General features: G+C 65.3%; 15 protein-coding genes. 12 read left to right on the forward strand and 3 right to left on the reverse strand.

Annotated elements, in window-relative coordinates; all coding sequences use genetic code 11:
• The first annotated feature begins 347 nt into the window (after positions 1 to 347).
• Positions 348 to 2,834, forward strand: a complete 2,487-nt coding sequence (locus tag ARC23_RS01810; protein ID WP_057495642.1) for an autotransporter family protein — start codon at positions 348 to 350, stop codon at positions 2,832 to 2,834.
• A gap of 74 nt (positions 2,835 to 2,908) precedes the next feature.
• On the opposite strand, the gene pip is transcribed toward ARC23_RS01810, so the two are convergent.
• Entirely contained in the window at positions 2,909 to 3,868 is a 960-nt protein-coding gene (gene pip / locus ARC23_RS01815) for a prolyl aminopeptidase (RefSeq protein ID WP_057495643.1), read from the reverse strand.
• 332 nt (positions 3,869 to 4,200) lie between these two features.
• Here pip and ARC23_RS01820 point away from each other — a divergent pair, with 332 nt between their 5' ends.
• Complete coding sequence (locus tag ARC23_RS01820) at positions 4,201 to 4,626, forward strand: organic hydroperoxide resistance protein (protein ID WP_057495644.1); 426 nt, start codon at positions 4,201 to 4,203, stop codon at positions 4,624 to 4,626.
• A gap of 36 nt (positions 4,627 to 4,662) precedes the next feature.
• On the opposite strand, the gene ARC23_RS01825 is transcribed toward ARC23_RS01820, so the two are convergent.
• Positions 4,663 to 5,685: a hypothetical protein gene (locus tag ARC23_RS01825; protein WP_238985162.1), complete on the reverse strand. Its 1,023-nt coding sequence runs from the start codon at positions 5,683 to 5,685 to the stop codon at positions 4,663 to 4,665.
• Positions 5,686 to 5,766: 81 nt separating this feature from the next.
• Here ARC23_RS01825 and ARC23_RS01830 point away from each other — a divergent pair, with 81 nt between their 5' ends.
• Both ARC23_RS01830 and ARC23_RS01835 read left to right on the forward strand, forming a co-directional pair.
• Positions 5,767 to 8,448, forward strand: coding sequence for a sensor histidine kinase (locus ARC23_RS01830; protein ID WP_057495646.1), 2,682 nt, complete (start codon positions 5,767 to 5,769; stop codon positions 8,446 to 8,448).
• 32 nt (positions 8,449 to 8,480) lie between these two features.
• Positions 8,481 to 11,858 (forward strand): hybrid sensor histidine kinase/response regulator, encoded by a 3,378-nt coding sequence (locus ARC23_RS01835; RefSeq protein ID WP_057495647.1) that lies wholly within the window; start codon positions 8,481 to 8,483, stop codon positions 11,856 to 11,858.
• Between the two features lie 26 nt (positions 11,859 to 11,884).
• Here ARC23_RS01835 and ARC23_RS01840 read toward each other — a convergent pair whose 3' ends face one another.
• Positions 11,885 to 12,532: a response regulator gene (locus ARC23_RS01840; protein WP_057495648.1), complete on the reverse strand. Its 648-nt coding sequence runs from the start codon at positions 12,530 to 12,532 to the stop codon at positions 11,885 to 11,887.
• An 83-nt stretch (positions 12,533 to 12,615) separates the two neighbouring features.
• Here ARC23_RS01840 and ARC23_RS01845 point away from each other — a divergent pair, with 83 nt between their 5' ends.
• From ARC23_RS01845 to ARC23_RS01880, 8 genes are all read left to right on the forward strand, one after another.
• Positions 12,616 to 13,305 carry a response regulator gene (locus ARC23_RS01845; protein WP_057495649.1) on the forward strand — a complete coding sequence of 230 codons (690 nt, stop codon included), beginning with the start codon at positions 12,616 to 12,618 and terminating at the stop codon, positions 13,303 to 13,305.
• A gap of 82 nt (positions 13,306 to 13,387) precedes the next feature.
• Positions 13,388 to 13,621, forward strand: a complete 234-nt coding sequence (locus ARC23_RS01850) for a hypothetical protein (protein ID WP_152985182.1) — start codon at positions 13,388 to 13,390, stop codon at positions 13,619 to 13,621.
• A 126-nt stretch (positions 13,622 to 13,747) separates the two neighbouring features.
• Entirely contained in the window at positions 13,748 to 14,668 is a 921-nt protein-coding gene (locus ARC23_RS01855; protein WP_057495651.1) for a hypothetical protein, read from the forward strand.
• Between the two features lie 84 nt (positions 14,669 to 14,752).
• Positions 14,753 to 15,436, forward strand: coding sequence for an outer membrane protein (locus ARC23_RS01860; protein WP_057495652.1), 684 nt, complete (start codon positions 14,753 to 14,755; stop codon positions 15,434 to 15,436).
• 167 nt (positions 15,437 to 15,603) lie between these two features.
• Positions 15,604 to 16,125 carry a fimbrial protein gene (locus ARC23_RS01865; protein WP_057495653.1) on the forward strand — a complete coding sequence of 174 codons (522 nt, stop codon included), beginning with the start codon at positions 15,604 to 15,606 and terminating at the stop codon, positions 16,123 to 16,125.
• A gap of 62 nt (positions 16,126 to 16,187) precedes the next feature.
• A complete protein-coding gene (locus ARC23_RS01870) occupies positions 16,188 to 16,928 on the forward strand; it encodes a fimbrial biogenesis chaperone (protein ID WP_057495654.1) in 741 nt (246 codons plus the stop codon).
• A gap of 90 nt (positions 16,929 to 17,018) precedes the next feature.
• Complete coding sequence (locus tag ARC23_RS01875; protein WP_238985163.1) at positions 17,019 to 19,592, forward strand: fimbria/pilus outer membrane usher protein; 2,574 nt, start codon at positions 17,019 to 17,021, stop codon at positions 19,590 to 19,592.
• A gap of 14 nt (positions 19,593 to 19,606) precedes the next feature.
• Positions 19,607 to 20,671 (forward strand): hypothetical protein, encoded by a 1,065-nt coding sequence (locus ARC23_RS01880; RefSeq protein ID WP_152985183.1) that lies wholly within the window; start codon positions 19,607 to 19,609, stop codon positions 20,669 to 20,671.
• The last annotated feature ends 6 nt before the right edge of the window (positions 20,672 to 20,677 follow it).

Consider the following 20,677-nt stretch of genomic DNA (forward strand, 5'->3'; position numbering starts at 1 on the left):
CTCCAGGCAGGCGGCGCCTGGCGGTCCCCCGTCACTCAGGCAGGCAGGGACCGGCGGGCAGGCGCCAGGAACAGGCAACAAGCGGTCATCCGGGGCGCGGTGCGCCCGGCAGGGTCGGGGTCCATCTGCGTCTCCATGAGGGAAGGGTGCCAGCCGCGGTTGCCCTGGCCAGTGGCGCTATTGTCTGCCCCTGAATGGGGCAGGCCTAGAGGCTCGTGGGTTAGCCGGGCTATACCTGGGTATAGCCGGCGACAGTGCGCATCGGTCAGGGAAACTCGTACGGGTCCGATGGAGCGGATAAGTGCCCTTGAGGACGATGTAATCAGTTCCTCACGAGATCTGAACATATGCGTAGCACCCCGCACTACTCGCTGCTGGCCGTCGCCATGGCCAGCGTACTCTTCACCGCAGCACCGGCGATGGCCGGCCAGCTCGTCGCGGACGGGACCGCTGAGGTGCCCGCTGCCGGAAAATACGAAACCGCCAATGATGACGAGCACGCCTTCCACGTCCTGAATAGGGGCTCAATTACGGCCCGCGGCGACTATGAACTGAAGACGTCAGGCAACGATGCGGCTGGCATCCGCGTGGAAGGGCTCGGCACGATCGATGTCAAGGGCACGAATTTCTGGGTCAATACAACCGGCGAAAGGGCATTCGGCATTCACGTTGTCGATGCTGCGCGAACGAGCATCGATACGTTCAACGTGAACACCAAGGGCAAGAATGCGACGGGTTTCTGGGTTGAAAAGGGGGGGGCCGACGTCAAGAACGGCGTCATCATTACAGAGGGAGAAAATGCGATCGGCCTGCTCAAGGACAGTTGGCAGTCCCTGACCTTCAGCGGAGGCACCATCGCGACGAAGGGGGCCGGTTCGGTCGGTGTGAAGGCGACTGACGGTATGCTGGGGCTTGATAATGGCTTCGTGCAGACGGAGGGGGCAGCGGCCCATGCACTGGTGTCGGAGGGTGCCGCCGATGTCTCCCTGTACAACATGTGGTTGACCGCTAAGGGCGAGGAAGCTTGGGCTGCGGTGGTGGACGACGCCAGTAAACTGCGGCTCCAGGGTTCGGTCTTGTCCGGCGAGCAGGGAGGCGGCGTCTGGGTGCGCGGCGGCAGGGATACGAAGCTGGTCATCGCCGAGAAGTCAGAGGTAAGGTCTGATGGCGGTACTGCGGTGTCGGTGGATGCGGCGGTGGAAGGGCGCTTCACGGTCGCGCTGGATGCGTCCTGGCTGCGGGGCGATGTCGTGTTCACCGCGGCGGATCTCGATGCGGGCTTGACGCCGCAATCCAAGGTGCATATCGACCTGAAGGGGGGATCGGACTGGCAGGGCAGTACGACCATCGCCGAAAGCGTGACCCTGGACAACAGCAGCTGGTCGCTGCGTGGCGCCTCGATGGTCGGCACGCTGCAGGCGCGCAACAACAGCCGGGTCGAACTGGACAATCACGCGCTGATCGTCGATGGCAATCTGGACATCGAGGACACCCACTTCGAATTTGCGGCCAAGCTGGGAGCAGACGATTCGGAGGCCGGTCGCCTGCACGTCAAGGGTGACTCGCTGGGCAACGGTACTGTCAGCGTCAAGCGCCTCGATGGCAGCGTCGGTGCACAGACCATTGACGGCATTCCGCTCATCGAAGTCGATGGCGCGTCCGATGCAGCGTTCACGCTCGACGGCCGTGCGGTTGCTGGCACCTATGAGTACTTCCTGCACAAGGGTGGCGTGCCGGGCGGCGAAGGCAACTGGTACCTGCGTTCAGAGCTGCCGACCGCGCCAGACCCGTGCGTGACCGATCCAACCGCACCGGGCTGCGTGCCGGTAGATCCGATTGATCCGACCGATCCGATTGATCCCGTCGACCCGATCGACCCGGTGAACCCGGTGAACCCGATCGTGCCGCCGCAACCGGTGCTGCGTCCCGAAGTGGGTGCCTATCTTGCCAACCAGTCTGCGGCATTGGGCATGTTCAGCCATCGCCTGGCTGATCGCCAGGGTGCACTGGCCAGCGATGAGGTCCGCCATGCCTGGGCACGTGTCGGTCGCCAGCAGGCCGATTTCAGCGCGGTGGGCGGCCAGTTGACCGTTGATGGCGACGGCTCCGTGCTGCAGGTCGGCAGCGACCTGCTGCGCAAGGGCAACGCAGCGTTTGGCATCATGCTGGGCAGTGGCCGTTCCAACAATACGGTTGCCTCGCGCCTGACGCAGTACAGCGCCAAGGGCCGGGTGCAGGGCAATGCCATCGGCGCCTACGCGACCTGGCTGCAGAATGCCGCGCAGGGTGCGGGTGCGTACATGGATGCCAGCATCCAGCACGGCCGGTTCCGCAACAGTGTGCAGGGCATCGGCCTGCAGGCCGAGCGCTATGACTCGCGCATGAGCAGCGCCTCGGTGGAGGGCGGCTACACGGTACCGGTATGGACCAGTGCAGCGGCCAACCTGTATGTGCAGCCGCAGCTGCAGCTGTCGTACAACCACTTCCGCGCTGACCGCCATGTCGAGGACAACGGTACGGTGGTGGCCAATGCAGACGCCGGTGGTCTCAGCGGCCGCGCAGGTGTGCGTGTATTTGGCCATGCCAGCGAAGGCATCAACCAGGTGCAGCCGTACCTCGGCCTGAACTGGCTGCGCAGCAGCCGCACCAGCCGCCTGGAGTTCAATGGTGAGGCAATGGGTGCGGACATGCCGCGCGACCGCTACGAAGTACAGGCCGGTGCCGAGCTGCAGCTGGGTGAGCGTATGGGGGCATGGGGCGGCATGAACGTGCAACACGGCGAACGGGGCTACCGTAACGTCGGTGCCCAGCTGGGCCTGCGCCTGGCCTGGTAAGCCGATAGGCCTTCCGTTTGCCGGAAGGCCAGCAGAGGGGGGGGCGCATCAGAAGATGCGCCCCTTCTTCGTTGTCAGCCAGCATCGGCCATGCGGTCGGCAAACGCATCCGTGGCGCGCACCAGTGCATCCACCGTGGCCGGCTCGTTCGCACTGTGGCCGGAGGTCACCATCTCCAGCCGTGCCTCCGGCCAGGCCCTGGACAGGTCCCACGCACTGCGCGGCGGGCAGATGATGTCGTAGCGCCCCTGCACGATCACGCCGGGCAGGTGGCGGATGCGATCGATGTTGCGCAGCAACTGGTCCGGCTCCAGGAAGATGCCGTTGCGGAAGTAGTGCGCTTCGATGCGGGCCTTGGCCAGCGTATCCAGCGGATCATCGGTGGATTCCGCATCCACGTCATGTTGCAGCGTTGCCGCATTGTCTTCCCAGCCCAGCCAGGCCTGTGCGGCCTCGATGCGGGTCGCTTGATCCGGGCCATCCATGCGCGCCCAGTAGGCCGCGATCATGTCGCCTCGCTCGGCTTCGGGGATGTAGGCCTCGTAGCCGTCCCAGCGCTCCGGGAAGATCCAGCGCGCACCGCCGTTGGCTTCGGCGAACCAGCGGTTTTCCATCTCGCGGCCAAGGAACACGCCACGCACGATCAAGCCGGTGGCGCGCTCGGGATGCGCCTGCGCGTAGGCCAGCGACAGCGTCGAACCCCACGATCCGCCATAGACCAGCCAGCGTTCGATGCCCAGGTGCACACGCACCTTCTCGATGTCGGCCACCAGGTCCTGCGTGGTGTTGTCGCGCAGCTCGCCGAACGGGGTGGAGCGGCCGCTGCCGCGCTGGTCGATCAACACGATGCGGTAGCGCGCCGGGTCGAAGAAGCGGCGATGGGTCGGTGAGATGCCGGCACCGGGGCCGCCGTGCAGGTACACCACCGGAATGCCCTCCGGTGTGCCGCACTCTTCGACATGCAGCGTGTGCAGATCGCTCACCGGCAGGGTGAACTCGCGGTAGGGTTCGATGGCGGGGTACAGGGTGCGCATGGCGGGCGTCTCACAAGCAGGGGCGGCCAGCATAGCGCCGCCACCTCCCGGCTGCAGCGGTGGGCCCCTGCGTGGCGCTGGACAGACGCTGGCCGATGCGCATGAGCTTCCGCGATGCAAGCGACCACGACCGGGACGTCTGGCGCTGGGCGTTTTATGGGTACTACGCGGGGCATCTGGCGGTGCTGGCTGCCTCCACCTGCCTGCGCGCCTGGAGCCTCTTTTCTGGTGGGGGTCTATCGTCGCTGTCCGATGGAATGCCGAGTGGCGCGTTCTCACGATGGTGGCGTGACCGCAGCAGCGGTCATGCCAACAGACAAAGGAACCACGCCATGAGCATCGAATCCATTCTGTATACAGCCGAGGCTACCGCCGTTGGCGGCCGCGAAGGCCACGCCACGTCGTCGGACAAGGCACTCGACGTCATGCTTTCCACGCCGAACGAGCTGGGTGGCACCGGTGGCAAGGGCACCAATCCCGAACAGCTGTTTGCGGCGGGCTACTCGGCCTGTTTCCTCGGTGCATTGCGTTATGTGGCCGGACAGGAAGGCGTGAGCCTTCCGGAAGACGCCTCGGTTGCCGGCCGCGTCGGCATTGGTGCAGTCAGCACCGGCTTTGCCATCGAAGTGGCACTGACCATCTCGCTTCCGGGTATCGACAGTGAGCAGGCCCGTGATCTTGTCGGCAAGGCTCACGTGGTGTGCCCGTACTCGCATGCCACTCGCAACAACATCAAGGTGACGTTGATCGTGGCGTGATGTGGCGGGGCCGCAGCAGGTGCTGCCTGCTGCGGCCTATCGCGCTTCAGCCCAGCCATCCAGATCCGCCCAGTCCAGCGGTGAGCCGGCAAGAAACCCGTGCACCGCGTCGCAGAGCGCAGCGAAGCCCGGTACGTCGGGATGCAGGCTGAATTCACCCAGCACGTGGAGGGTGCCTGCGCTGCCGTTGTCGTGGCGATGCCCGACCAGAAGTACCGGTACACGCGCGGCCCGGGCCAGCCGCAGTGGTGCTGGCCAGCGTCCTTCCCTTGAAACCGCACTTGCCATCAAGACAGGATCCAGCACGGTAACCACGGTGGCCCCGCGTTTCAGTAGCCGCCAGCCCAGGCCAGGCTGGGCACGTGAACCGATGTCGAGGCGATGGCTCTGGCGCTGCAGTGCCATCAGTGTGCGGTACTGCGGGGAGCAGGCCGCATGCGGGCAGTTGATGAAGTAGTGGGCCGGCGCACCGGGCCGGTCGAGCAGGGCGGCGATGGCCGCCTCCAGGTCGCCCGTGGGGAGCACGCAGATCACGCGCCGCCGCCCGGCGCCGGCCGGCCAGAGCGCCAGCGGATCCTGCCAGGCAATGGAGCGGAGATGATGCTTCAGTGCCGGGAACGGCAGTGCCTGCAGATGGCGCAGGCGTCCACGGCGCAACCATGCGTGGGCAAGAAACGCCGTGCTCAGCCTTGCCGCCGCATGCCGGGGAAGGCCAAGTCGTTGCAGGGCGGTCATCGTGCGCCTGCGGCGTGCACGGTGCAGCAGCGGGCCCAGTGTTGCAAAGGCCCACTGCGCCGTGCGGTGCTGCAGCGGCAGGGGCAGCAGGCGCGCGGCCAGGCTGCCCAGATGCAGGCCGGCTTGATGCAGGGCATGCCGGTGTACCAGACGCATCACCCACCAGCATTGGCCGAGTCGTCGTACCCGCATTGGCGCTACCCATTCGTTCAGGAGGAGATAGCGTCGCGTGGGGCCGGGTAGTGGAGAACAGGACAAGTACGAATTGTGGCGGGTATGAAGGTTGGGGGGGAATGCGTCAGCGTACGTGTGGTTTTTGGACATCGTCCTACATCTGGCCGGGCAAGCTCATCGCATGCTGGTGCTCTGTCCAATGCCCCGGTGGGTGGCCTCCACCCTTCTGTCATGCCCGTGTCCACCCCTCCCATCGTCGAGTCCCTGCATCGTCCGCATTCCTCCGCGGCCCCGGTCGCATCCGACGAGGGTGGGCTGCAGGCGCTGCGCCGCTATCCGCGACGGCTGATGCTGGCCTGTGGTGCGGTATTGAGCCTGCTCTCCATCAGCGTGCTGATCACGCTCATCGTGGTGCAGGTGAACGGTTACGAGGCGCGTCGCATTGCCGACTTCCGGCGCGCCCACAATGCCCTGCAGATCCAGTTGGCTCGCCAGGACGCCAGCTACGCCCGCCTGGCCAACATGGCCGAATACGCCTGGGGCCATGACGCACAGCTGGGCCAGTCCAGTGCGGAGGGGATGTACCAGGCCTACCTGCAGGGCGGCCAACGGCTGGTGGTCGTGGCCGATGAGCGCAGCCGGCCGCAGATGGCGCTTGGCCTGGAAACGCTGCAGTGGCAGCCGCAGGAGGTGCAGCGCTACCTGCAGTTGAGTGCCGCGGTGTCGTTGATCCAGCGCCTGACCCGGACCGCGGATGACGGCGAGCCGGCCACTGCGTCGTACTTCTTCGATCCCAGTGGCCAGTACCTGTCGCTGGACAACGGGTTGACCGAGCGCAGCCTGGCCGAGGCGCTTGGCACCGCTTCGCGCGACGAAGTGTTCGCGCACCTGCGCGCGCCCGCGCAACTGCTGGCACCGGCATCGCTGCATGACCAGGTGCCGCTGCTGGAAAGCCTGGCACGCAGTGACGCGCCGCAACGCACCTTTGGCCGGCACCCGATCAGTGGTGAGCCATCGCTGGTTTCGGTGTTCCAGGCCAGCGTGGCGGATGCGCCGATCGCCACGTTCGTTGCCTACGAGCCACTTGCGCGGCTGCAAGCCTTGCTTCGGCGCAACAGCCAGGGTCATCTGGAGCTGCTCGATGGCGACGGGCTGCGGGTGCTGTCCAGCAATGACGGCAATGCCGGTGCCCAGGGCAGGCCTGCGCAGGCGGACTGGATACTGCTGGGCAACGCCACCCGCGCGCGTTACCACAATGGGCGCTTCACCCTGGCTCTGGCCGTGAATGGAACGCCGTGGACGCTGGTGGAAACCTACAGCTGGCGCGACATCTTCGGTGGTATCGCCCCCATGCTGCTGTCAGGGGGGGCGGCGCTGTTGGCGGCGCTGGCGGTGCTATGGATGTTCCTGCTGTGGTTGCACCGGCGCATGTACCTGCCCGCGCTGCACCAGGTGAAGACCATCTATGCGCGTGATCAGCGCCTGCGCCTGTTGCTGGAGTATGTGCCGGTCGGGGTGGCACTGCTGGATGCACGCAGCGGCGAGGTGCGCGACCTCAATGCGCCGCTGCGCAGGATGGACCGTGCGTGCGGTGGAAAGCTGATCGCGCAGCTGCGGGCCGCCGCCGTGCAGGCCGATCTGGCCAATGGTCCTGCCAGCACGCAGGGTGAGCTGGTACTGGCCGCCGATCCGCAGCAGCGGATGTTCCATCGCACCCGCATTCATAGCGGAGGACGCGCCTGGCCTGGCGGCGCACTGCTGATGGTGGAAGACATCACTGACGACATGCTTGCCCTGCAGGCCGAGCGCGAACAGACCGCCGCCGCCGAGTCGTGCAGCCGTGCCAAGTCGCATTTCGTGGCGGCCATGAGCCATGAAATCCGCACGCCGCTGCACGGCATCATTGGCCACCTGGAGCTGCTCTCGCGCTCACCGCTGCCCGGCGAAGCGATGGAGCGCGTGCTGCGCCTGCGCCAGTCCACCGACTCGCTGATGGACATCATCACCGATGTGCTGGACCTGTCGCGTATCGAATCCGGGCAATGGACGCTGACCCCGGAGCGATTCTCGCCCCCGGCCATGCTCGAACGGGTGGCACTGCTGTTCGCACCCGTTGCCCACGCCAAGGGCCTGCAACTGGATTGCGTGGTAGGCCAGGAGGTCCCCGAGGCGGCAGTGGCGCCGATGGCCGCGATCGAGCGGGTGCTGCGCAACCTGGCCAGCAATGCGTTGAAATTCACCGCCTCCGGCCGAGTACAGCTGGCGGTGGCGTGCCGGCGTGAAGAAGGGCAGGCCTGGCTGCGCTTCGAAGCCACCGACTCGGGCATTGGGCTGAGCCCGGCTGAGTGCGAGCGCCTGTTCCGGCCTTTCGTCCAGGCCGACACCACCATCCTGTCGCGATTCGGTGGCTCCGGCCTCGGCCTGGCGCTGTGCCAGCAGCTGTGCGAGCGCATGGGAGGGCGGATCTGGGTGGAAAGCACCACCGGCGTCGGCAGTCGTTTCATTGTCGAGGTGCCGCTGTCCACATCGATCGCACAGGGCGCCGCTCTGCCATTGTCCGGCCAGATCGTTGCGTTGCTGGTGGCTGCAGGCCCGTGGCGTACCGAGCTGAAACGGCGCCTGCGCGGGTGGGGGGCGCAGGTGGTGCCGCTGCTCGTGCAGGACGACGCATGGCCGGAGCTGCCCGCCGAAGCAGCCGTGGTGATGTTTGAGCCGAGCCCGGCGGAACAGGCCGGCGTGCAGCGCGCCGGTCACGCCTGGGTACGTGTCTGCCGTGACGGTCCGCTACGCCCGCAGCATGAAGGTGAGGGGTGGGTGGTGTCCTGCTTTGCCAGCCAGTCGCTGTGCCAGGCCCTGCTGAGCGTCAAGGCGCAGGGTGCGCCGAAACCGTCAGCATGTGACGCAATAGGATAAATTGCATGGGCACTCAATTCAGGATCAAGGTCATGGCAGGTTCCGGAACAGCGTCCAACGCGGGCAGTTCGGCTGCGGCGGCTCGCCTGGACGACCTCCGCCGGCTGCGCAAGCGCCTGCTGGCAGGCGGCGGCGCCTTGATCAGCGTGCTGGTCCTGCTGACGGCTGTGGTCAGCTCGGTTGCCGACATTGAAGAATTCCATGGCCGCGAGCGCCAGTCTTTCCTGGAAGCACGGGCAGCGCTGGATTACTTCCTCTATCAGCGTGATCGTGCCTATGCGGCGGTCATCAACGGCAATGATGTGCTTTGGCGCGATCAGCGCCCGGTGTTGCAGCGCGCCGGTGCCGCGCTGGCCGGACAGTTCCTGGCCCAGGGGCAACAGGCGGTGGTGCGCGCCGAAGGCCGCACCGCAGTGCCGTGGCTGGTACTGGGCGTGCCCGACAACCCGCTGCCACCCGATGAGCTCAGTGCGTATCTGGGCATGATCGAGATGTATTCGGCTTATACCGCCGATTCGATCACCTCGCAGGAGGCGCCGGGTGCGGTGATGGCCTATGCCTATGAACCGCAGGGTCGGCTGCTGGCCGTATCCAACGTGCGCGACGAGTCGCAGCTGCTGCAGATGCTGGGCGTAGCCACGCGCCAGCAGGCCTTTGCCCGCTTGCTGCACGACGAGCCGGAGGTGCGGCGGTTGGCACCCCGCCCCGGGCCGATCCGGTCGGCCTCCCGCGAGGGGCGGCTGCGCTCGCGCTTCGTGATCAATCCCTTCAACGGCCAGCCGTCGCTGGCGGGCGTGGTGACGATGGCTGAGGGCACCACGCCGTACTTCCGGCGGGTGGTGTTCGAGCCCGTCGATGCCATACGTGCGCGGCTGGAAGCGCGCGAAGAGGGCCGTTACCTGGTCGCGACCGGCGATCATCGCGTGGTGCTCAGCACGGGTGGACTGACCAGCGACGAGCAGGCACTCGCCCTGGCAGCGACAACCCACGACCTGGGTACCAGGCCCACACGCGTTTATGTCAAGGGCCGCTTCATTCTCGCCTGCACACTGCCCGGCGTTGACTGGACGCTCAGCCATGTCTATGACGGGTCGGATATCTGGATGGCGCAGGGGGCCTATCTGCTGGCGCGCTGGATCGGTGCGCTGCTGATCATCGGCCTGCTGTGGTGGCTGCTGCGCCGCATCGACCGGCGTGTGTTCGCACCAGCTCTGGCCGATGCGTCGCGGGTCTACGAAAGCGAGGCACTCAGCCGCGCCATCATCGGAACCGCACCGATCGGGCTGGCGTTGCTGGCCCAGGACAGTGGTCGCCCCCTGCTGGAAAACGAAACCGCCCGGCAGCTGGTGCGCGCCGCCGGGGGGAATGCAGAGGGCGCCGAGGGCGAGGTGCCGCCGCTGTATGCGCGCCTGGCCGAAGCGGGGCATGCGGTGCAGGGCGATGAATCGCTGGACATGCAGTGGTCTCCGGAAGCGGCCCGAGCCACCCAGCTGCAGATCAGCCTGGCGCTGGCCAGGTATCACGATCAGCCGGTCTGGGTCTGCGCCCTGCGCGATGTCACCGCGCAGGTGGAGCTGGAAGAGAACCTGCGGCGAGCCCGCGAAGATTCGGAAGCGGCTCGACAGTCGGCCGAGGCGGCCACGCGCGCGAAATCCGCTTTCGTGGCCACCATGAGCCATGAGATCCGCACGCCGCTCAATGGCGTGCTCGGCCATCTGGAGCTGCTGGGGCGATCGCCGCTGCAGCCCAGCCAGCGCGAGCGCCTGGATCGCATCCGGTTCTCGGCGGACGCGCTGATGCGGATCATCAGCGACGTGCTGGATTTCTCGAAGATCGAGGCCGGCCAGCTTGATGTGGAGCCGGCACCCTTTGCGCTGCGGCCATTGATCGAGAGCGTGGCGCTGCTGTATGCGCCCGACGCGCTGCGCAAAGGCGTTCGCCTGTACTTCGACATCGATGCCCCGGCCGGGCAGGACTGCGTCGGCGATGTCCATCGCGTCCGCCAGATTCTCAACAACCTGGTCAGCAACGCGGTGAAGTTCACCGCTTCCGGCCGCATCCTGCTGCGTGCCGTGGTGTCCGAAGACAACAGCCAGCTGCGCGTGCAGGTGGTCGATTCTGGCATCGGCATGACCGCCGAACAGGCGGATCAGGTGTTCCAGCCTTTCCAGCAGGCCGATGCCAGCGTCTCGCGCCGATTCGGTGGCAGCGGCCTGGGATTGGCGTTGTGCCAGCAGCTGGCGCAGGCCATGGGAGGCCAGGTCTCGGTGCAGAGTACGGTGGGTGTGGGCAGCAGTTTCACCTTGTTGCTGCCGGTGCGGCTGCAGGCAGCCGCACATCCACCCGCGCAGCCGCTGCGCGGCCGGCACGTGACCGTGCTGTCGTCCATTCCGGAATGGCGCGACGCGTTCGGGCGCCTGCTGTGCCAATGGGGTGCCGAGACCACGGTGCTGGACCATCTACAGGCCGATACCGGTGGCGATGTGCTGCTGATCGTTGGCGACCACCGCCCGTGGGAGCGTGCCGATGAGCGAACGCTGTCGGCAGCACACCGGCGTACGGTGTTCGCCCATGCGCAGGGTCCACTGATTCCGGAGCAGCGCGGTGACTACACCGAGGTGACCTGCTATGCCAGCGATGCGTTGCTGGCCGCGTTCGCTGTGGATGACGGCGTTCCGGTATCCGCGCAGCTGGCACGAGAGCCGGCAAAGCATGCGCGGGGCAGGGTACTGCTGGTGGAGGACAATGCAGTGAACCGCGAACTGATCCAGCAGCAGCTGGAGGAGCTTGGCTTTGCCGTGGATGCTGCCGAGGACGGCCAGGCGGCACTGGCGATGTGGCAGGACGACGCCTATCGTGCGGTGCTTACTGACATCAACATGCCGGTCATGGACGGCTACGCGCTGGCACGCGAATTGCGCCAGCGCGGGCACACGCTGCCCATCCTGGCGATCACCGCCACCGCACTGGCCAGCGAGCGCGAACGCTGCCTGGCCGCCGGCATTGATGATCTGCTGCTCAAGCCGCTGAACCTGGAACGCCTGGAGGCGGGCCTGGACAAGGCGCGCCTACCGGCTTCCCCGCGTCCGGAGGAAGGGATTTCGGCGCGCGAGCCCTCGAAAGCCTCTGTAGCCATCCGCCGCCTGTTTGTCGAAACGGGCGAGAAGGACCTTGCGGCAATTGAACAGGCGCGGGCCAATGCCGATGCCGCGCGCCTGCTGGATCGGGTGCACGCTTTCAAGGGGGTGTTGCAGATGCTCGGCGAGGAGAAGGAGGCCAAGCAGTGCGGTGCCGTCGAACAGCGCCTGCGCGCTGGCGAACCCGTTTCCGACCACGAACTCGACACGTTGCAGCGCGCACTGCGGTCCTGCCTGGACGACTACCGTGCGACGCTGGAGGAGGGGCGGTGAGCGGTTGCCGGCATCCGAGCCTGCGCTCAGCCAGTGCTGTCCTTGAGGCCAAGGTCTGCGGCGAGCGTGAACAGTTCCGCATCGCGGGCGATGCCAAGCTTGCGCATGGCATTGATCTTCTGCGTGCTGATGGTCTGCTTCTTCCGGTCCAGCTGCGCGGCGATCTCGGCAATGCTCAAGCCGGAAATGAACAGTGCAATGACCCGTTGCTCGCTGGGCGAAAGCTCGGTGACACGCCGCCGCTCCTTGTCGTTCAGTACCTGCGCCACGCTGGGCGAAACGTAACGACGTTGCGCGTAAGCGGCCATCACCGCCGCCTGTACATGCTGCAGGTCATCCCCCTTGCTGAGGATGCCCGGCACCGCGCGCGCGTCCAGCGCGGCCAGCAGGCTGGGCTGGTCAAGCCCGGTCATCACTACGACGCGCAGCTGCGGAAAGCGTGCGTGAAGGTAATCCAGCAGTTCCAGCCCATCGCCATACGCGCCGCCGGGCATCGCGTAATCGGTCACCACCACATCACATGCTTCGCGTTGCAGCAGCTCCATCAGCTCGGTGGAGTTGGATGCGGTGCCGATGCAGTGGATGGCAGGCGCCTCATCCAGAGCGCTGCGCACGCCCAGGCGGATGACCGGGTGATCGTCAGCAAGCGCAACGCGGATGGCCAATGGAGTCATGGTTGGGCGGGGCCGGTCAGGAGTAGGGCGGTGAGGCCGGAAGAGACTATCAGTATCACGAATGCATTCAAAAGGAACGTAGCATGAGCATCCGGATCGTCATTGCCGACGACCATCCCGTCATCCTGGCGGGTGTCCGTGAAGCACTGGACGCCGAGCCAGACCTGCAGATCGTTGCGGCGGTTTCAGATTCTACGTCACTGGTGCAGGTGCTGAGTGCTGCTGAAGTGGATGTGGTCGTCACCGACTATTCCATGCCCGGGGGCGACTACGGTGATGGCGTGGCGCTGATCGGGTTCCTTCGCCGCCGCTTCCCGCGCTTGCCGCTGGTCGTGCTGACCGGCGTAGGGGGTACGCAGATCCTGGCCGGCATCCGCAAGGCGGGGGCGACCAGCATCATTGCCAAGGTCGACCCCGTGCAGCAGCTGGCGGCAGCCATCCGCCTGGCGCGCCGCGGCGAGCGGGCCGATTCCGCGGAGGTTCAACGCCAGCTGCAGAAGATCGCAGTGTCTGCCGACGGCGCCGCGCTCTCCCGACGCGAGGCCGAAGTGCTGCGGCTCATCGCCGAGGGGCTCAGCCAGAAGGAGATTGCCGCGCAACTCAAGCGCAGCCGGCAGACCATCAGCACGCAGAAGCACTCGGCCATGCGCAAGCTGGGGCTGGAGCGCTCGGCCGATATCTTCGAGTATGCCGTGGACAACGGCATCGTCTCGGCGTCACAGGCCATGCGCGCACGCCGCGGCGAAGCCCCCGATGGCGATGATGCAGCCTGAGCTGGCCACAAACAGGCATTGTCCGATGGACTCATCCATGGCCGGGGCTAGGGTGGAGTTGACCCTCATTTCTGGAGCCGCCGTGCCCCCTGCGCTCAATGCACGCATCGCAGCCTTGATGTCCGGCTACTCGCAGCTGACCCCGCAAGGGCAGCGGCGCTTCATGGAGGTGCTCAATGCCTTCACGTTCGCATCGCCTGCGCAGCGTCGGCAGATGCGGCGTGCTTGGCTGGAGGCGTTGGCGCTGTGCGGTTCGGCCAGAACAGGCAGCGTGCCTGTGCCGGAGCTGCCGGATGACGACGGCTCCAAGGTGTGAATTTCCCGTGAAATTCGTACGAGTCAGAGTGTTCCGCTGACGTGGATCGGTCACCTTGATCGGCGCCCTGGTGCTTCCTCCACACGGAGTGGAGCACTACGGTGACCCTTCAACAGGAACCGATACATGATCAATCGCAAGATGTTGTGCGCTGCCACCCTGGCATGCCTGGCCCCCTTCGCTGCTGCAGCGCAGGACGGCTATCTTACCCCGGGCAAGAATGGCGGCAGTGGCCAGATGCCTTCGGGCTACTCGCAGCTGTATTTCGAGCTGTCCAACGGCGATTGGGCCGGCAAGCTGAGCCTGCCGGCGCGCCCGAAGGCCGGCGATCGCGTGACGCTCAGTTCGCTGGCAGACACCTACGCGCTGCTGGACGGCCGCCAGACCGTGTTCGCTGACCAGGTCTACATTCCGGTGGACAGCCTCAGCAACGCCGAATTCCGCTGGAGCGCGAAGCATGCCCGCTGGGATGTGATTGGTGGCCTGAGCGCGCGCGTTGTCTACGGCCAGAACCGTGACGTGCTGAACGTGCCCAGTACCGAGCACACCGTGACCCAGGTGAGCCTGTATGACACCAAGCGCGCCAACACCGTGAGCCTGCCGAGCTGGGCACCAAACGGCGCGGTGCTGGTGGTGGCCAATGCGTCCAGTGCCAATGTGGGCGTGCAGGGCGGTCCCGGCAATGGCACCTGCAGTGCAGGCAGCAATTGCGGCTACGTGTATGGTGCAGACGGCGCGTGGCATGTGCGGCTGGGCCATGGACAGGAGCGGATTGCCGCGCAGTTGCCGACGCCGGACAAGCGCTTCACCGATGTGTTTGTTGGCAACCCGGCACAGGACCCGCTGCTGCCCCAGGTCGTGCACCTGCCGTCCGAAGCCGTGTGCGGTGACATCTATCAGTTCACCAACACGCACGATGCGACCTTCAGCCGCGTGTCCTCGGACAACACCAGCCTGAACAAGGACGCCGTCATCAAGAAGGGCCTGAAGTACGTGTTCCGCTTCGACGGCGCTCGCGGTCGCTGGATCCACCAGGGCGCCCGCTGACCACACGCACCGCCTGAACAGGTCCAGGGCGCCTGCACGCAGCGCGCCCTGGACGATTCTGCGCCTCACCAGGAACTCCTACAGATGAAGAATCTCATTGCGGCCGCCTGCGCGGCGGCCTGCACCTGCCTGCCCATGGTGGCGTTGGCGCAAGACAGCGGCGGCTACTACGCCACCGTGCGTGCCATCGATGCCCACCACCAGGCCCGCAACATGGATGCCAGCGCGCGACCGGGCGTCGGCCAGTTCGTGGCCGGTGACCAGCGCCAGCATTTCGCGACCGGCTCGGCTGCGTTCGGGCATGCCCGCGGCAACGGCTGGCGAACTGAAGGCGAATACGTGGTCCGCCGTACCGACACCTACACCAGCGGTTCCAGTGCGTTTGCCACCAGCTTCAACCACCACGACGTGCGCTCGCAGCGGCTGATGCTCAACATCTATCGCGACATTGCCATCAACGATGCGTGGTCGCTGTACGGCATGGCTGGCGCAGGCCTTTCGCACCTGCAGTCGGGCGGCTGGCAGGGCAATGCAGGCCGCCAGTATGCCAAGGCGACCCGCACCCACCTGGCCTGGTCGCTGGGTGCCGGCATTTCCGTGGCTGCCGGCAGGAACACCACGCTGGACCTGGGCTATCGCTACGTGGATCTGGGCACGACCGAAAGCGGCTGGAACACCTTCGGCAACGCACGCGGCCTGCAGGACGAAAAGATGCAGCTGGACCTGGTGTCGCGTGAAGTGACGCTGGGCCTGCGCTTCGCATTCTGAGCCGCTCGCCCGGGAAGATCTTCGGGCGCGAAATCTAGTCATCGTCCTATGCCTGGGATTGCCGGGCTTCTCTAGCATTTGTTCTCGAAGGGAATGCTCCTTCGCCCAAGCCCGGCACAGCGCGGCTTGACCTTAGACACCAACCCAAATACAGGAAATTCAACATCATGAACAAGCTCGCAATTGCCTTGTCGGCCGCGCTGTCGCTGGGCGCTGCCTCCACGGCGTCCGCCGCAGATGCCGTCATCAACTTCGAAGGTGAGATCAAGGCGCTGACCTGCTCCATCGGCGTGGGTGCTGGCGTGACCGACACTCTGACCATGGCGACCATCTCGCCGACCGCGATCTCCAGCGGTGCCGCCGCCCGCCAGCAGGCCTTCAATCTGACGATGGGTACCGACGCGTCCAAGTGCGCTGGGGGCAATGTCGAGATCTCCTTCGAGGACGTGAATCTCGATGCCGATGGCTATCTGACCAATACCGTAGCGGGGGGTGCGGCGGACGTCCGCATGGCGATCCGTGATGCCAGCGGCGCGCTGAATCTGAAAACCGCCACCCTGACCCAGGTCATCGACGGTACGGTCGGTGTCGCGTCGTGGCCGCTGGTCGCGAGCTATGAACCGACCGCCGGCGGTACGCCGGGCCCGGGCGCCTTCAAGTCCGCCCTGCATGTCAGCGTCAAGTACTGAGTAACTACAAGGCGAAGGTCCATGCATTGCAGGGCCTTCGCCTCCTTCCGGGAGCACTTCACATGCTGCGCGTTGATAAAAACCTCATCATGGCGACGTTGGCCGTGGCCATGTCATTTGGCGCCTTCCGCGCTGAAGCTGGCGTTGTCATCTCGGGAACGCGTGTGGTGTTCCCTGCAGAGAAGCGCGAAGTCAGCGTTCGGCTTGAGAACAATGGCGAGATCCCTTCGCTTGTCCAGGCATGGATTGACAACGGCGAGGGCACTGCGAACGACGCTGGTGCCGCCAAGGTTCCGTTCCTGATCCGTCCGCCCATCTTCCGCATCGACGGTGGGCGGAGCCAGGTACTCCGCGTGGTACATAGCGGCGAACCGATGCCCCAGGATCGTGAGAGCCTCTACTACTTCAACGTTCTGGATGTCCCGGCGAACAAGGCGCCCGCTTCGGATGGAGGTGCCCCGGAGGTCCGTCTGATCGTACGCACGCAGCTGAAGCTGTTCTACCGGCCCAAGGGCTTGTCCCGCGAGGGAGCACAGCAAGCGCCCCGGAAGCTGAAGTGGAGCGTCGTGAAGGATGATCTGGGCTGGGCGCTGCAGGCGGACAATCCGACCGCTTACCACGTCGCCATTGCTGATATCACCGCAGGCTCGAAGGTGGCCGCAGACGTGGCGCCGCCGTTTGCCACGACGTCCTACCGCCTGACCCAGACGCAGTACAACGCACTGGGCACGCACGTGAGCTTCTCCTACACCAATGATCATGGTGCGCTTCACGAAGTGAAGGTGCCACTGACGTCGAACTGACTTCATCGGGAGTCGCTCGATCCTTAACGCTGCTACAAGGGCCCGCCATCGGGCCCGCAGCCCGCTGCTGCCTCTCTTCTGGAGTTCCTCGTGAGCCGATCCGTGCAAATCAATGCCTTGCGCCACCATCGACTTGCCGCGTCCGTGCTGGTTGCGCTGTGGCCAATGATGGTCGCCGCAGCGCCCGCGCCTGCGCTGGAATTCAATGCAGAGTTCCTGCAGGGTGGCGGCGCCAACCTTGATATCAGCCGCTACCTGCAGGCGGGCCCCGCACTGGGAACCTATTCCGCTGACGTGACTGTCAATGGCGTGATCGTAGGCCGCCAGGACGTGGAAGTTCGACTGATTGATGGTGAATCGCGAATCTGTCTCAACGCCGAGCTCTTTGAGCTGATGGGGCTTGACGCCAGAAAGGTGGAGGCCCAACGCGCGAAGCGCGAAGCGGGTGAAATGCTGGCCCTGCCTGATGAACCGAGCTGTGAATCCATCGAACGCTTCCTTCCCGGTGCCAGTCTTGAGCTGGATGCCGGAGAGCAGGTGTTGTCCATCAGCGTCCCGCAGATCTATCTGAGCTCCAATCGTATGGGCTGGGTGAACTCGGATCGCTGGGATCATGGCATCAATGCCATGCTGCTGAACTACAGCATCAACCATACGCGTTCCGACTACGCAGGCCACCACAGCAACCGCACCAGTGCGACGCTCGATGCCGGACTGAACCTGGGTGCGTGGCGCCTCAGGCACAACGGCTACCTGTCGCAGGCTGAAAACGGCGACTACGCCTACCGCGCTGGCCGCACCTATGCGCAGCGGGAACTACGGGCATGGAATGCACAGCTGACGGTAGGTGAATCGTTCACTCGCGGTGACCTGTTCGACACTGTCAGTTATCTGGGTGCCAACCTGAGCAGCGATCCGCGAATGCTGCCTGACGCACTGAACAGCTACGCACCGGTGGTGCGCGGCGTGGCGCAGACCAATGCGCGCGTCACTATCCGCCAGCGGGGCCTGGTGATCTACGAAACCACGGTGGCACCTGGGCCGTTCGAGATTGACGACCTGACCCAGCGTTCCGGTTCGGGCGACTTTGAAGTGGAGGTCAGCGAAGCCGATGGCCGCGTGGAGTCATTCGTGGTCCCGTTCGCCGCGGTGCCGCAACTGCTGCGCCAGGGTCAGCAGCGTGCAAGCCTGACCGTGGGTGAACTGCGCCACGCGGACCTGGCGGACGCGCCGATGTTCGTGGAAGCAACGCTGCGCCGCGGTGTCGGCAGCGCATTCACGGCCTTTGGTGGCGCGACGTCATCGGAGGGCTATAACGCGATCATTCTCGGTGGCGCCCTGAACACGCGGATCGGCGCCTTCTCCGGTGATGTGACGTTCTCCGATACACGCCTGCCTTTGGCGATTGAAGGCTTTGGCGAGCGCATGCGTGGCCAATCCTACCGTCTGGCCTACAGCCGTAGCTTCAATACGGCGACCAGCTTCACGTTGGCCGCGTATCGTTACTCGACCGAGGGCTATCTGAACCTCGAAGACGCGGCGCGCTTGCGTAGCGACCTGGAGGCGGGGCGTGCCGGGACCACCCTGTCCCGCCAGCGCAGCCGCCTGGATCTCACCTTGAACCAGCAATTGCCGAAGGGCTCACTGTTTCTCAATGGCAGTACCGCGGACTACTGGAGCGAGAACCGCCGGACTACGAATTTCTCGCTGGGCTACAACGGTCGGCTGGGGCGCGCGTCATACAGTCTGAGCGCGCGTCGTACGCTGGAATCCTCCCTGCTGGGCGGCGCACAGAAGCAGACGACCGGCGCGTATCTGAGCGTGAGCGTGCCATTGGGCCGGGCGCCGGCAGCGCCGCGCCTGAGTGCCAGCGCGAACAGCGGCCAGGACGGCGGCAACTACCGCGCCGGACTCAGTGGCAACTTTGGTGAGAACAGGCAGGGCAACTACAACGCGTCGGTGAGCCAGTCGCCGGCCGGACGGGATGTGGGGATGAGCGTCGGCTACATCGCGCCGGCGGCGAATCTGTCCGCATCCTGGAACCGGGGCGAGAGCAGCCAGCAACTGGGCCTCTCGGCGTCCGGCGGCGTGCTCCTGCATGCAGGCGGGTTGACGCTGTCCCAGCGCATGGGTGACACGGTCGGCCTGGTGCATGTACCGGATGCGGCCGGCGCGGGTGTGGGCAATCAACGCGGCGTCCGGACCAACAAGCGGGGCTATGCGGTCGTGCCTTATCTGAGTGCCTATCGGATGAACGACATCGCGATTGACCCGGCCGGGCTGTCACTGGACGTTGAACTGAAGGCGGGCTCGGCCTCTGCCGTGCCGACCGCCGGTGCCGTTATCAAGGCGGTCATTCCCACCGCGAGCGGCCGCAGTGCACTGATCGAGGCGCTGGATCCTGACGGGCAGCCATTGGCATTCGGCCAGGATGTCTACGACGAAGCCGACCAGGTGGTGGGCGTGGTCGGGCAGGGCAGTCGCATGTGGGTGCGTGGCATCAACGAGAAGGGGACGCTGCGGATCAAGCGCGGCGATGACGTGGCGAGCCATTGCGGCATCGACTACGACCTGTCCATTGCCACCGAGGGCGTGCTCTACATTTCCCAGTGCCTTCGCGCCAGCAGTGACATCGCGAGCAGCGCAAACGGCGCAGCCAGATAACAGTGGATACCTGCATGAACATCACGACGAACATTCACCCACGCATTCAGCGCTACGCCCTCAGGAGCGCAGTGGCCGCAGCGCTGTGCATTGCCACCGCCACCGCCTCGGCTGCCTGCACGGCGAACAGCACTCATTTCATGAGTACGCCTCCGAGTGTGCCTCATGAAGGCTTCAGATCTGGCGAGCGGGTGACTGGAACAGGGGCGGCCCCTTTGATCTTCAAGGACTGTGACCGATACAGCAGTGCGGATCTCAGCATTGGCCCGACCTTGTCCTATCTCGGTGAAGTAGATGGAGCCCCGACGTTTCGTACTTCAAGTGACGCTGTGGGCGTCCAGTTGCGCTACCAATACCTGGAAGCGGCCCACCTTGGTACGGAGACGTGGTCAGACTGGGCTTACGTGGGTAGCAGCAGTCGGCGATTTAACGCGAAACCGGTCTTTGACAGGAACATCCCGCTGACGGGTCTCCCCCTGCGGGTCGAGGTGTTCTTCATCGCGCTGCGTGATGTCAGCAGCACTGAGCGCATCGAGGTCGGTGAACTGGATCCGCCGTTCGAACTTCAGGACCACAGCTACAGCCAGGACCTTTCCGGCGCGTTTGTAACAGGCTTCCTGGTTCGTCCTTACGTGTATGCGTCCTGTGACTACACGCGGAGTCCACCCAGTACGCTGGCGCTGGCGAGCACCAGTGTGGTCAATCTGCGGGCGGAAGGCGACGTTGGGCCGGCGGTGGATTTCTCATTCGCATGGCGATGCGAGGGAGGGGATGACCGTGGAGGTGGCGCTGATTTCCAGTTCACCTCAAGCAAGGCGCTGGGCACGTCAAACGGCCTGCTGCGTGTAGACGGGGATGCCAGTGGTGTCGATATGCTGGTCACAATGAAAGACAGGTATGGGAACCAGATGCCGGTTCCACTGGGTACACACTGGTGGGCCTCGCATCACTACGGCCGGGGAACTCCCTTGCCGGACATAGGCAGCCAGGAGATGCAGGTTCGATTCCGCAGGAACAAGGACGTTCTCAAGCCAGGAAATGCAAGCAGCAGCATGACGGTGCATCTGTCGTTCTTCTAGCTGGAG

Origin of the sequence: Stenotrophomonas beteli (assembly GCF_001431665.1) — a bacterium.
GTDB lineage: Bacteria > Pseudomonadota > Gammaproteobacteria > Xanthomonadales > Xanthomonadaceae > Stenotrophomonas > Stenotrophomonas beteli.